General features: G+C 66.9%; 9 protein-coding genes. 5 read left to right on the forward strand and 4 right to left on the reverse strand.

Translation table 11 applies throughout. The features are described from left to right. Window positions 1-57: 57 nt before the first annotated feature. The 3 genes from N4261_RS20710 to N4261_RS20720 form a co-directional block, all read right to left on the reverse strand. The gene (locus tag N4261_RS20710) at window positions 58-1,617 is read right to left on the reverse strand and encodes a cryptochrome/photolyase family protein (protein ID WP_261757151.1); all 1,560 of its coding nucleotides are present in this window, start codon (window positions 1,615-1,617) and stop codon (window positions 58-60) included. Continuing rightward, complete coding sequence (locus N4261_RS20715; RefSeq protein WP_261760792.1) at window positions 1,610-1,735, reverse strand: DUF2256 domain-containing protein; 126 nt, start codon at window positions 1,733-1,735, stop codon at window positions 1,610-1,612. The genes N4261_RS20710 and N4261_RS20715 overlap by 8 nt, the downstream gene beginning before the upstream one ends. 124 nt (window positions 1,736-1,859) lie before the next feature. Beyond that, a complete protein-coding gene (locus tag N4261_RS20720; protein WP_261757152.1) occupies window positions 1,860-2,939 on the reverse strand; it encodes an NAD(P)/FAD-dependent oxidoreductase in 1,080 nt (359 codons plus the stop codon). A gap of 94 nt (window positions 2,940-3,033) precedes the next feature. On the opposite strand from N4261_RS20720, the gene N4261_RS20725 reads away from it, so the two are divergent. From N4261_RS20725 to N4261_RS20745, 5 genes are all read left to right on the forward strand, one after another. Beyond that, window positions 3,034-4,113 carry a MerR family transcriptional regulator gene (locus N4261_RS20725; RefSeq protein ID WP_261757153.1) on the forward strand — a complete coding sequence of 360 codons (1,080 nt, stop codon included), beginning with the start codon at window positions 3,034-3,036 and terminating at the stop codon, window positions 4,111-4,113. A gap of 465 nt (window positions 4,114-4,578) precedes the next feature. Next, a complete protein-coding gene (locus N4261_RS20730; RefSeq protein ID WP_261757154.1) occupies window positions 4,579-6,609 on the forward strand; it encodes a PAS domain-containing sensor histidine kinase in 2,031 nt (676 codons plus the stop codon). A 59-nt stretch (window positions 6,610-6,668) separates the two neighbouring features. Next, window positions 6,669-7,082 (forward strand): response regulator, encoded by a 414-nt coding sequence (locus N4261_RS20735; protein ID WP_261757155.1) that lies wholly within the window; start codon window positions 6,669-6,671, stop codon window positions 7,080-7,082. 379 nt (window positions 7,083-7,461) lie between these two features. Next, window positions 7,462-11,286 (forward strand): response regulator, encoded by a 3,825-nt coding sequence (locus N4261_RS20740; protein WP_261757156.1) that lies wholly within the window; start codon window positions 7,462-7,464, stop codon window positions 11,284-11,286. 187 nt (window positions 11,287-11,473) lie between these two features. Then, window positions 11,474-13,033, forward strand: coding sequence for a methyl-accepting chemotaxis protein (locus N4261_RS20745; RefSeq protein ID WP_261757157.1), 1,560 nt, complete (start codon window positions 11,474-11,476; stop codon window positions 13,031-13,033). A gap of 13 nt (window positions 13,034-13,046) precedes the next feature. On the opposite strand, the gene N4261_RS20750 is transcribed toward N4261_RS20745, so the two are convergent. Next, the gene (locus N4261_RS20750; RefSeq protein ID WP_261757158.1) at window positions 13,047-13,436 is read right to left on the reverse strand and encodes a YbjN domain-containing protein; all 390 of its coding nucleotides are present in this window, start codon (window positions 13,434-13,436) and stop codon (window positions 13,047-13,049) included. Window positions 13,437-13,915: the final 479 nt, after the last annotated feature.

A 13,915-nucleotide genomic window follows, 5' to 3' on the forward strand; every position in this document is an offset into this window, starting at 1 on the left:
CCCTCGATGCCATCGATGCCCTCGATGCCATCCAGCAGAGGCTCGGACTGATGACGTCTAGGCATGACCCACCTCCCCGTGGCGGATGGCGGCCGCGCGTTCGGTCACGGCCTGTTTGTCTGCCGGCGTCAGGCGGGCCAGGTTCTTCACCTGCAGCGCCATGCGCGGATTGCGGGCCAGCAGTGATTCGTGGCGCATCAGAAAGTCCCAATAAAGCGTGGTGAACGGACAGGCGCGATCCCCGGTGCGTTGGCTCGGGTCATAGCGGCAGTCCCGGCAGTGCGGGCTCATGCGCTGGATGTACTTGCCGGTGGCGATGTAGGGCTTGCTGCCCATCACGCCGCCGTCGGCGTACTGGCTCATCCCCAGGGTGTTGGGCAGCTCCACCCACTCCACCGCATCCACATAGACCGCCAGATACCAGGCATGCACCTGCTGCGGCTGCACGCCCAGCATCAGCGCATACAGGCCGGTCACCATCAACCGCTGGATGTGGTGCGCATAGCCATGGTCCAAGGTCTGCGCCAGCGCGTCGCGCAGGCAGGCGAAGTCGGTGTCGCCGGTCCAGTACCAGGCGGGCAGGTCGTGCTCGGCATTCAGCGCATTGCGCTCGGCATAGCCGGGCATCTGGGTCCAATAGATGCCGCGCACATATTCCCGCCATCCGAGGATCTGACGAATGAAGCCCTCCACGCTTGGCAAGGGCGCATGCCCGCGGTGGTAGGCCGCCTCGGCAGCCGCCACCACTTCGCGCGGATTCAGCAACTTCAGATTGAGCGCCGCCGACAGGTGGGCGTGATAGAGCCACGGCTCACCCGGCCACATCGCGTCCTGGTAACGGCCGAACATCGGCAGCCGGTCCTGGATGAACTGATCCAGCGCTTGAATCGCCTGTTCCCGCGTGACCGGCCAGGCAAAGCTCTCCAGCCGCCCCGGGTGATCGGCAAAGCGCGTCTGGACGAGTTCAATCACGTCGCGGGTGACGTCGTCCGGCTCGAAACGGGTGCGCGCAGGCACGAAGCCCGGCCCTTGCGGACCGAAGGCCTCACGGTTGTCGCTGTCGAAGTTCCATTGGCCACCGATCGGTTGCGGTTCGCCGTCGACCTCGTTCATCAGCACCCCATGACGCTTGCGCTGCTCACGGTAGAAGAACTCCATGCGCAGCGACTTGCGCTGCCTGGCATGGGCGGCGAAATCGCGCACCGTGGCGAAGAAGTGGCGGTCCTCCCGGATCTCCAACGGCACCTCCTGCGCCGCAGCGACCGACTTGATCAGCTGCAGCACCCGCCAATCGCCCGGCGCGGTCATGACCAGCCGCTGCGGCCGCAGACGCTGCAGGTCCACCGTCAACTGCGCGTCCAGACTGCCCGCGTTGTCGGCCGCGTCCAGCGCGGTGTAGTGGAGCGTCCGCTCGGCCGAACGCAGCGCCTGAGCGAAGTGCCGCATGGCCGACAGAAAGAGCGCAATCCGCGGCTGCCCGGACCAGACATGGCGCGACTCCTGCGCCACCTCGGCCATCCACACCGCATCCTGGCCTGAATCGAAGTCATCGAAGGCCGAAGCATCCAGGTCCAGCTGATCACCCAGGACCAGCACCAGCGTGCGCAACTCAGCCATGGTGGCCCTTGGCTCGACGGCAGGCGTCGGAACAGTATTTGACCTCGGCCCAGTTCTTGGCCCAGCGGCGGCGCCAGGTCATCGGCAGTCCGCAAGCGGCGCAGGGCTTGCTGGGCAGCGAGGCCTTGTTGCCCCGATGGGCGGCGACGGCGGTTTCGCTCGAACGTTTGACCGCGCCGTGGGAGCGGTCCGCACGCGGCTGGCTGGCCGTGTCGCGCAGGCGGGGTGGAGACGGTTTCATGTCAGGCCGCCTGCGGTGGCCGCAGCGCGGCATCGGCAGCGGTGTCGCTCATCGCTTTGGCCAGGGACTGCGCCGACAGGACCGCACCTTCCACACCGGTGCTGCCGAACAGATCGCCGCACACCCCCAGGCCCAGGCGATCGTCCCACCAGTGCTGGGCAGACGGCCCCGCGCCATGGCCGGTCGCCGGTGGCAAGGCATAACGCCAGCGATGCACCACTGCATGGGCCCAGCGCACCGACTCGCCCAAGTAGGCCTCCAACGCCGTGCTCAGTTGCTGCTGGACCCACTCGGCGTCCCGCTCCAGGTGCAGACGGCTCCAGCCCGGTCGCGCGTGGGCCACCCAGTGCGCCTGTCCGTCGACCGCCACCCGGCCCGGCCGTCGGTCATTGCGAATCACCCAGGCCAGCGGACCCAGCTCCGGACGCGCCAGCGCCCACGGCCGGACAGCGCTCGACGCGGCGGCATCCTCGTGCGCCACGCCCATCAGCGTCCAGCAGGGCTGCATCGGAATCAACGACGCAAAGCGCGCCCAGTCTTCATGGTGGCGATTCAGCAGCGGCGCGGCCTGCGCCGCCGGCACGGCGAGCACCACCGCATCAAAGGCCGCCGGATGGGTGACGTCGCCGGCGCAGAGTCGCCAGGTCGGTCCGTCGCGTTCCAGGCGGTCGACCGCAAATGACCAGTGCGTCCCCGCACCGGCCAGCAGATGCTTGCTCCATGCCGGCATGTCCGGTGTGGGCAGAAAGAGCGACGCGCCATCCTCCAGCGGCAGGCTGTCCGACGCCAGTTGCGGCGTCCACTCGGCCACACAGCCCGCCGCCTGCGCTTGCGACACGAAGGTCCGAAATGCCTCACTGCGCGCCGTGAAGCCGACCGCGCCGTGGTCCAGCCGGGCCCGACCGACGTCGCCATCGGTCAGCGGCCATTCCAACCGACGGGTGGCCAGCCGCCCGCCGGCGCCGCGCGCCTTGTCGAACACCTGGACCGCTTGGCCCGCCCGCATCAGCGCCTGGGCACAGCTTGCCCCGGCCACTCCGGCTCCGACCACCGCCACTGAAGCGCTTTTATCTTTCAACATGAGTCAATACTACGGGTTTTATGACTCACTTTCACCCCATTGAAGCGATATTCGCTCTACACTTTGCGTCAATAACGATTCATCGCGAGGACAAATGCCGAATCCGCCCATCTCCTCCTCGCCGGTCTCCACCGGCTCCGATGACGACGTCTCGCTGCGGCGCAGCGGCGCGGTCGCTCGCATGCTGCGCATGCCGGTCGCCACCCTGCGGGTCTGGGAGCGGCGTTATGCGTTGACGCCACCGCGGTGGTCCACCGGTGGCCAGCGGCTGTATTCGGCGGATGACGTGCGGCGCCTGGCGTTGATCAAGCAACTCACCGAACTGGGCCACGCGATCGGCAGCCTGGCCGCGCTCGACATGTCGCAACTGCAGGCCGTGGCGGCCAACCATGTCGGCGCGCTGTCGGTGGCCACACGCCGTGAACACGCGCCAAGCGGCATTGAATCGCCCGCGCCGTGGCGGCTGGCCGTCATTGGGTCCGCCCTGGGTGCGCGCATGCAGCGGCCCTCCCTGCTGCGCCGATTGGGCCGAACCGTGCAGGTAGTGGGCCCCTTCGACTCGATGGCCGACGCCGCCCGATCGCTGGCGCTCACCGACATCGATGCGCTCCTCATCCATCAGCCGCATCTGCATGCCGGCTGGCTGGCGGAACAGGAAGCCGCCGCACCGCGCCTGATGGGCGTGCCGATGGCGGTGCTCTATGGCTTTGCGGCGGACGCGGTCTGCGAATCGCTGGCCGCCGTCGGTATCACGCTGCTGCGCGAGCCCCAGCCGGATGTGGTGATCGGCCACTGGCTGCGGCACTTCGGCCTGGAGACCGGCGACGATGGCCAGATGACCGTCGCGATGGCGGCACCGCCGGCCCCTGGCAACCCCTGGCCCGCACGGCGCTGGGACGACGACACGCTGGTGGCCTTTGCGAGCCGATCCTCGACCGTGGCCTGCGAATGCCCTCGGCATGTGGCGGAGCTGTTGATGCAGCTCTCCCACTTCGAGGGCTACAGCGCCGAATGCGAAAACCGCGGGCCGGCAGACGCGGCCTTGCATGACTACCTGCGGCAGGTGGCGGCCGAATCGAGGGCACGCTTCGAGTCGGCACTGGAACGCGTGGCGCAGCATGAAGGCTGGCCGCTGCCGGCGCCCGCGGATGCCAAAACAAACGCGAACGCCTAGCGCGGTCGGGCCTTTTCCGCCCGGCACATCCGTGCCCTCATGGAGCGCCCGGCGTCCCGCTTCCGTCAATTGAACCTTGAGGAGGCACTGGCCACGCGGGACCGCTCGCCGGCGTCGGGCCCTGCCGCGGTACAGCGCCGCGCGCGCAAAGCCTGGCGGCGCAGCCCACCCAACGCGACGCCATAGGCCAGTCCGCCAATCGCGCTGACCACCCAGAGCGGGCGCCGATTGACTGCGGGGGCTGTGAAGCGCTTTTCAGCATGCTGCGCTTTCGCCATCCTCAAACTTGAGGATGACGTCCCGCCCCATGCAGACAGCGGCAATCGGCGGCCCACCGCTGCGATGTCCCCTCCATCAATCGTCCATTGAGGCGTACGATGCCTCACACTCGATCGTCAGCCCGTTTCGGAGCCAGACGACACGTCCATGCGGCGCCGATTCGATGCGACCCCCGACGGGAGGCGAATGGAGACTGCACCTTTCTCAGAGACGTCTGAAGCCTGGCGTCGGCTGGTGGACCATGTGCCGTCGATGCTGGCCTACTGGGACCGCCATCTGCTGTGCCGATTCGCCAACCGCGCCTATGAGACCTGGTTCGGTGCCGACCCCGATCGGCTGATCGGCACCTCATTGCGTGATCTGCTGGGACCCACGCTCTACGCCTTGAATGAACCCTACATTCAGGCCGCCCTTCGCGGCGAAGAGCAGACCTTCGAGCGTGTGGTCCCGGGTCCCAATGGCGTGAATCGTCACAGCCTCGCGAACTACCGGCCCGATATCCAGAACGGTCAGGTCGAGGGCATCATCGTCTCGGTCACCGAAATCACCCATCTCAAAAAGACTGAAGCGAGCCTGCGAAGCGCCATCAGTGCATTGGAAGAAGAGATCCGGCGGCGGCGCACCGCCGAGGACCGGTTGATCGATATCCAGCAGAGCCTGGCGGTCACGCTGGCGAGCATCGATGCCGGTTTCATTGCCACCGACCGCCTCGGACGTGTCACGCAAATGAATGACGTCTCCGAGCGTCTGACCGGCTGGACCCAATCCGATGCCCATGGCCAGTTGCTGTGGGACGTGTTCATGCGCGAGGGTCGAGACCCTGCCCTGCTCGCCGCCAACCCGGTCGACGTGATCGGCGACCAAGGCCTCACCGTCGACGTGGTTCATCATGTGGTGTCGATCGCACGCGACGGCACCCGCACGCCCACCGAGGTCAAAGCGGCCCTGACCTTCGGCGACGATGGCCAACAGCGCGGCGCCGCCCTGGTGCTGCGGGACCGCACCCGCCAACTGCAGGCGGAGATCGATGCGAGCCAACTGGCGGCAATTGTCGAGTCCTCGCATGACGCGATCATCGGCATGAGCCTGGACGGCCACGTCAAGACCTGGAACAGCGCAGCGACCGCCTTGTTCGGCTACCCGCTTCAGGAAGTCATCGGCCATTCGGTGCGGCGACTCATTCCTCTCGATCGACAGGACGAGGCGTTGCGCCTCGTCTCCCGACTCAGCCGCGGCGTCCGCACGCCCGCCTTCGAGAGCACCTGGCAGAGCCGGGACGGCCGTCCCCTGGAGGTGTCGGTCACAGTTTCACCGATTCATGACGCCGATGGCGTGATGGCCGGCGCCTCCATGATCGTCCGGGATGTCTCCGACCGAAATCGCACCGAGCGACTGGAGGCCGAGAAGCGACAGATCCAGGAGGCGAGCCGCCTCAAAAGCCAGTTCCTTGCCAACATGTCCCATGAACTCCGAACGCCATTGAACGCCATCATTGGATTCTCGGAATTGATGCTCGCAGGCCGGGTGAGCCCGGATTCGCCCAAACAGAAAACCTTTCTCGGGCACATCGCCACCAGTGGCCGGCATCTGCTGCAATTGATCAATGATTTGCTGGATCTGTCCAAGGTCGAATCGGGCAAGTTCGAATTCTTTCCCGAGACGATCTCGTTGCCGGCGCTGGTCGAACAGGTCAGCGATTCGCTGCATGCGGGCATGGACCAGAAACGGATCCGTCTGAGCCTGCAGGTCGACAACGGGCTGGACGCGGTGTTCCTCGATCCGGTCCGGTTCAGGCAGGTGCTCTACAACTACCTCTCGAATGCCATCAAGTTCACACCACCGGACGGTGAAGTCGCCATCCGCGTGACCCGCGAGGAGCCGCATCATTTCAGGCTGGAGGTGGAGGACACCGGCGTCGGCATTGCGCCGGAGAATATTCACCGTCTCTTCACCGAATTCGGACAGATCGATGCCGGCCGCGACCGACAGCACCAGGGCACCGGGCTGGGCCTGGCGCTGACGCGGCGACTGGTCGAAGCCCAGGGCGGCCAGGTGGGCGTTCGAAGTCAGCCCGGCCGAGGCAGCGTCTTCCACGCCCGACTGAATCGCCGCCATGGCACCGATGCCGCCGTCGTCCCGGCGGGTCACCCGTCCGCCACCGCTGACCGCGCTGAGAAACCTGAACATCCCGAGCCGCTTTCGCAGCGATCGCTGTGAGCCTTCAACCTCCACCGGTGCGGCAACACCCCAGGTCCAGATTCAAGCGGAGTCACTCGATGAGCAAACCTCGCGCACTGATCGTGGAGGACAACCTCGAGAACGCCGAGCTGGCGTCCTTCGTGCTCGACGAGGGGTTCATCGTCGACGCCGTTTCCGATGCCACGGACGTGATGCGCAAGGTCGCCTCGTTCCGCCCCGATGTGATCCTCATGGACATCAAGCTCGGCGGCGGCGATGGCCTGTCCTTGACGCGCCAACTCAAAGCCGATCCCGCCACCGCCGAGATCGTCGTCATCGCCTTCACCGCCTTCGCCATGAAGGACGACGAAGCGCAACTGCGCTCGGCCGGCTGTGATGCCTACATTGCCAAGCCCATCGACGTCACCCGCTTCGCCGATGAAGTCCTCGCAGCAATGGCTGCCAAGGCGCAGCGACCTCATCAGAGTGGAGACGGCCACCTGGACGGTTGAGTCACCCGTGCCAGGCCCCATGCCTCCATCGCTTCCCTCGCCTCCCTCGCCTCCCCTTCAGACCCTCGGATCGATGCCCCGTTTTCGGTCATCCCGCTCGGGTGGCCGATCGGACGGCAGGCATCGGCGTGGCCCGCAGGTCCCCGAACGGAACTGCGTCGAGCGACGACGTCCTCTCTGGACGACGCCCTGGAATTGGTGGATCATCGTTCGCAGTCCACCGTGTGGGATCAAGCGGTGCCCCTGGCGCAGACGCGAGAGATGTCGGAGCGAGCATCTTGACGAGGTCAGTCGTTGGTTTGCCTGAGAGTCCGCTCATGGATGAGTGCTACGCGGTGGCCGGGCCCGATGCCTCGCACCGAGAGAATGGGGTCCCACGGTGAGGCGCACCCGGCTCAGAACCCGTGTCATCGGTCTGGTGCTGGCGGCCTTCTCGGCCCTGGGCGCGCTGCTGGCCTGGCACCTGGTCGATGACCGGCGCGCCCGCATCCAGACCTCCGAAGACAACCTGCTTGTCCGCGTCCGCCTGATTGCGGCGAAGCAGGACATCCTGGTCGAACGCGCGGAGGCGATCCTCGATGCGCTGATGGCCAATCCCACACCGCGCCCCGGGGCGGGCACCGAGGCCTGCAACGCCCAATTGGCGGAGCTGCTCAGACATCAGCCCGACTACGATCAATTCGGTGTCACCAACCCGGAAGGGGACCGTCTGTGCTCGGCCGTCAATCCGGGCAAGCCATTGAATTTCGCCGACCGCGGCTGGTTCAAGCAGGCCATTGCCTCCAACACCATTGCAGTGGGCGATGTCACCATCAGCCGCACCTTGGGCCGGCCCACCGTCACGCTGAGCAAGGCTCGTCGCGATGCCGATGGCAAGGTGCTGGCCGTCTATTACGGCGGCCTCAACCTGAACTGGCTGGCGCGCACGGTGGCCGCCTCGGATCGCCTGCCGGGCGAAGCGTTGACCATCGTCGATGGCCGGGGCTACATCGTGGCCCGCCATCCGGACCCGGAGCAGTGGACCGGCACACCACTGGGCGCGGGTCTGCTGGCCGAGCGGCTGGGCACTGGCGAATCCGGCGCCTTCGAGGCCCTCAACCGCGCCGGCGAGCGGCGGATGATCGCGCATGTGCCGCTGCTGCGATCCAGCTCAGGGAGCCGCTACCAATTGGTCCTGGCCACCTCCATGGCGTCCGTCGAAGCCCCGGCGCGTCGCGAGGCGATCACGGCCTTCGGCATCCTGCTGACCGTGTTGCTGGCCACCGGCGCCGCGCTGCTCCTCGGACTGGATCGCTGGTTCGTGCGTCCCCTGCAGCATCTGTCCGACCTGGTGCAGCGCCAGCGCTCCGGCGAGCGAGGCGTTCGCAGCGAATTGCCCTACGGTGGCGACGAGATCGGTCATCTGGCCCAGGCCATCGACGAGGCGTCCGCCAAGATCGAGGAGCGCGAAGCCCGGCTGGAGTCCAGCAACCGCGCGCTGCGTGTGCTGTCTGCCGGCAACCGCACCCTGTTGCAGCGGCATGACGAAGCGGCCCTGCTGAACCAGATGTGCCGCGCCATCATCGAGGCGGGCCACTTCCGCATTGCCTGGGTCGGTTATGCCGAGGAGGACGGCGCGGTGCGGCTGATGGCGATGTACGGCGTGGAGCCGGGGTTGCTCGATGGCCTGCATGTGACCTGGGACGGCTCCGAACACGGCACCGGTCCGGTCGGGCGCGCCATCCGCGAGCGCGCGATCCAGGTCTGGACCCAGTCCGACAGCCGACCTGCGGATGCGGTGTGGAAGGCCGGCGCCTTGGCGCGGGGTTGTCGCGCCACGCTGTCCTTGCCGCTGGAGATCGATGGCGCCGTGATCGGCATCCTCAACATCTGTGCCGCCGAGGAACACATCTTCGAACCCGCCACCATCGACGTCCTGGAAGAGGCCTCGCACGACCTGGCGCTGGGCATTCGCGTGGCGCGGGCCGAGGTGCAACGGCGCCACTTCGAAGCGCAGTTGAAGGTCCATACCGATCAACTCGAAACGCTGGTGTCGACCCGCACCGCCGACCTGATCGAAGCGCGCGAGCACGCGGAGGTCGCCAGCCGCGCCAAGAGCGCCTTCCTGGCCAACATGAGCCATGAGATCCGCACGCCGATGAACGCCATCATCGGGCTGACCCATCTGATGCGGCGGGAGAACCGCGATCCGTTGCAGCAGGACCGCCTGCACAAGATCGAGCGCGCGGCGCGACATCTGCTGCAGGTCATCAACGACATCCTCGACCTGTCCAAGATCGAAGCCGGCAAGATGGTGCTGGAGGACCTCGAGTTCTCCCGCGATGAATTGCTCTCGGGTGTGCTGGAGATGGTCGGCGAAGAGGCGAACGCCAAAGGCCTGGAACTGGTGCTCGACACCGACCACCTGCCGGAGCGCATGCGCGGCGATCCCAAGCGCCTGGCGCAGGCGCTGATCAACCTGGTGGCCAATGCGGTGAAGTTCACCGAGCGCGGCTGGGTGCGCCTGCGCGGTCAACTGGATGCCCAGCAGGGCGACCGGTTGGCCCTGCGCTTCGAGGTCAGGGATTCGGGCATCGGCATCGTGCCAGAGCGCCAGCACAACTTGTTCAGCGCCTTCGAGCAGGCCGACATTTCCACCACGCGTCGTTTCGGCGGCACCGGCCTGGGCCTGGCCTTGACCCGCCACATCGCCAGCCTGATGGACGGTGAGGTCGGCCTGGAGAGTCGGCCCGGCGTCGGCAGCACCTTCTGGTTCACCGCCTGGATCGGCCGGGCCGCCACTGCGGACCCGGATCAGATGCGGGGCCGTCTGCGAGACCGGCGCGCCTTGTTGGTGGATGACCTGCCCGAATCGCTGGAGGCCGTGGCCGACGCGCTCCGTCTGCTCGGCATGACGGTGGACGGCCACCTGAACGGCCGCAATGGCGTCACGCATGCGGCCAGCGAGGCCACGGCGGGTCGCCGGTTCGACGTCATGCTCATCGACTGGCACATGGCGCCGCTCGACGGCTTCGCCACCCTGGCCGAGCTGCGCCGGCTGCTGTCGCACGGCATGCCGCCCTGCATTCTGGTGACCGCCTATGACGAGCCCGGCCTGCGCGTGCAGGCGCGCGCGGCGGGCTTTGATGCGGTCCTGGCCAAGCCGGTGACGCCGACCGCCCTGTGCGACACCATCGGGCGTCTGCTGCGCAATGAGCGCGTCGGCGCGGCGGACGAACTCGCCACGAACGAGTCCATTCGATCCATGGACGCCAGAGACCTGATCGAGGAAGTCAACGCGCGCCATTTCGACAGTCCCATCGGCTCCGCCGAACCGCCCGGCCACGGCAGGACCCAGGCCGTCGCCCCGGCACTGTCGCCGCCACTGACCGAAGAAGCCGCTCTGAGCGAGCTCCGGCAGCGCCATGCCGGCCGGCGTGTGCTGCTGGCGGAGGACAACCCCATCAACCAGGAAGTCGCGAGCGAACTGCTGGCCTCGGCGGGACTGGCCGTGGAGCTGGTCTCGGATGGCGCCGCCGCTGTCGCGCGGGCGCGCGAGGCGGCGTTCGACCTCATCCTCATGGACGTCCAGATGCCCCTGATGGATGGTCTGGAAGCGACCCGTCAGATCCGTGCGGCGCTGGGCACCGCCCTGCCGATCGTCGCCATGACGGCCAATGCCTTCGGCGAGGACCGCCGTGCCTGCCTGGACGCCGGCATGAACGACCACATCGCCAAGCCGGTGGATCCCGTGCTGCTGTATGGCGCGCTGCTGCGCTGGCTGGCAGGGTCCACCGCCTCGACCGTTGCGCCGATGCCCTCATCGGTGGCGCAATCCAGCTTGGCAGAGCGGCTGACCGAGATCTCCGAGATGGACCTCGCGCTCGCGTTGAAGGGGATCGGCGGCAACATGGTGGCACTCACCCGCGTGCTTCAGCGCTTCGCGGCGCGTTATGTCGACGGGGCGGCCGAACTGATGGATGTCGATTCGCCCGACCGAACCCAGCGATGGCTGACGATCGCGCACGCGCTGCGCGGTGCCTGCGGGGCGGTGGGGGCGGCCCCGTTGGAAATGAAGCTGCGCGACCTTGAATCCCGGCTGAAGAAGACCGGTGGCGACGACGACCTGTGCAAGGCCGCGGCCCAATCCATCAATGCGGAGCTGATCCAGCTCGCCCGCGCCCTGCGCACCGCCCTGGACACGCCGGACAGCGGGGCCGCGTAGTCGCCTCGGCATCCGATGTCATCAAGAGTCATGAAATCGTTCGCGGATTCCGTGCACGGCCCCATTGCGGCTGCGCGAGTTTGATTCACACAATGGTTCAAACAAGGGATTCCGGGATTGGCGTCGACGGCCACCTTCCCGCCGGCGACTGACCGGGCAATGCCGTCTCTGTTCTCAGGGAGCTGTCATGCAAGCATTGAAAGACCGGTCCATCGCCACACGCATGAGACTGGGTTTCGCTCTATTGATCGTCATGAGCATGGCGGTGGCCGGCTTCGGACGGGTGGCGCTGAAGGAGGTCGGCATGCAGATGCATGAGCTCACCGACAAGCACATGGTGATCGTCAGCCTGCTCACCAGCCTCAAGGACAACGTCAATGTCACCGCCCGGGTGGCCCGCAACATCGCCCTGCTGAGCGACCCCGCCGCCAAGCAGCGGGAGAAAGCGCTGATCGATGCCAATCGCAGCTCGACCCAGGAACTGCTCAAGCAGCTTCAGGCGCAACTGGCCGCGGACGCCGGCAGTGAATTGCTGGAACGGGTCACCCGCACCCGAGAGGCGTATGTCAAGGTCATCAATCCCGCCATCAAGATGGGCCTGGAAGGCAAGAATGACGCCGCGCGGGATGCCCTTGTCGGCGAGGTCAGCCAGGCCCAAGTGGCCTATTTCGCTGCGCTGGACGAACTGATCGCCTTGCAACGCAAGGCGATGGACCAGTCCAGGACCGATGCGGACACCACCATTCAGCGCGCGGCCTGGGCGATGGTGGGATTGCTTTCCTTGTCTGCCTTGCTCGGCGGGGGCATTGCGGGATGGATGGCCCGCAGTGTCACGCGGCCGCTGCTGTCGGCGATGAACATCACCCAGCGGATTGCCAAGGGCGACCTGAGCTCCCGCATCGAGGCCGAATCGCGGGATGAGGTCGGGCAGCTGATGCTGTCCCTGCAGCAGATGCAGGAGGCCTTGCGCAATCTGGTCGGCGTGGTGCGCGCAAGCAGTGACTCGGTGGCCACCGGCGCCGGTCAGATCGCGGTGGGCAACGGCGATCTGTCACAACGCACCGAGCGACAGGCCAGCAGTCTTCAACAGACTGCAGCGTCCATGGAGCAACTCTCCGGCACGGTCACCCACAGCGCCGAGACCGCGCGCCAGGCCACCGACTTTGCCACCGCCGCCAATGGCGCGGCGCAGCGCGGGGCGGAGGTGATGGGTGAGGTGATCCACACCATGACCGACATCAACGAGGCCAGCAAGCGGATCGGTGACATCGTCAGCGTGATCGACGGCATTGCGTTCCAGACCAACATCCTGGCGCTGAATGCGGCGGTGGAAGCGGCCCGCGCCGGCGAAGCGGGACGCGGCTTCGCGGTCGTGGCCTCCGAGGTGCGCAGCCTGGCGCAACGCTCGGCCACGGCGGCGCGGGAGATCAAGCAGTTGATCACCAGCAACGTCGACAAGGTCGAGGCCGGCTCCCGGCTGGTGGGGACTGCGGGCAGCAGCATGCAGGAGATCCGCTCCCAGGTGATGAGCGTGGTGGGCCTGATCAGCGAACTGGGCCAGGCCTCGCAGGCGCAGAGCCGCGACATCATCCAGATCAACTCCGCGGTGGCGGAACTGGATGAGACCACGCAGCAGAACGCGGCCCTGGTGGAGGAATCCGCGGCGGCGGCGGACAGTCTCAGTCAGCAGGCGCGGATGCTGGTGGATGCGGTGAGTGCGTTCAAGCTGGAACCGAGCGCCGCTTGACCGCTTCCTGACTTCAGGCGGACTTGGCGGGCGAATAGCTCCTCAGGTGCAGGAAGAATTCACCCATCATCTGCACCCACAGCTGCATCATCACCTGCAGGTTGGCCTGGGTGATGCCGCCGGCGGCAACGATGTCGAGTTCAAGGGCCACGAAGTCGCCGTGCTGCGCCGCACGGGCGAAGCGTTTGGCACGATGCCATTCGCCGAGCAACCCCTCCGGCAGCGTGCCCGCTTGAACACGCATCGCGCAGCTCATCGTCAGGTCGGCGAAGCGGCCCGGCGACATCACATTGCCCCACAGGACCTGGAAGCCGACACCATGGCTGGCGCTTTGCAGATGGATGACGCCGTCCCGCTCCACCGGCGTGACGGCGCACCCGGCCGCGCGGATCGCTTCGGCCACGACCGCCGCGTCCAGAAACGTCAGGACCGCTTCGGTGCGCGCAGCGACTGGCGCAGGAGCTGCAACGGTACTTACGGCCGGGGCGGCGGGCGCGGGAGCGCGCGCGGCTGAAGCGGCAGGAGCCGAAGTTGCAGCAGCGGCCGCGGGCGCCGAAGGAGATGCGGCGGAAGAAGATGCGGCAGCGGTGGGTAAAGCGGTGGGTAAAGCGGTGGGTAAAGCGGTGGGTGAAGCGGTGGATGAAGCGACGGGTAAAGCGACGGGTAAAGCGGGAGCTGCAGCAGGGGCCGCAGCCGGAGTGGCTGCGGAGGAAGCCGCAGGCGCTGCGGATGAGGGAGTGGCACGGCGAGTCGACGTCGCGGTCGCGACCTTCGAGGTGTCAAGGGCTTCTGTCATGGGTGTGGTCGCGTGGTCTGCTGTGTTCAGCGGTGTGTGGCTGGTTCAGCGTTGTGCGGCTGATTCAGCGGTATTGAAAGTGGAGC

The organism is Roseateles amylovorans (assembly GCF_025398155.2).
GTDB classification, from domain to species: domain Bacteria; phylum Pseudomonadota; class Gammaproteobacteria; order Burkholderiales; family Burkholderiaceae_C; genus Roseateles; species Roseateles amylovorans.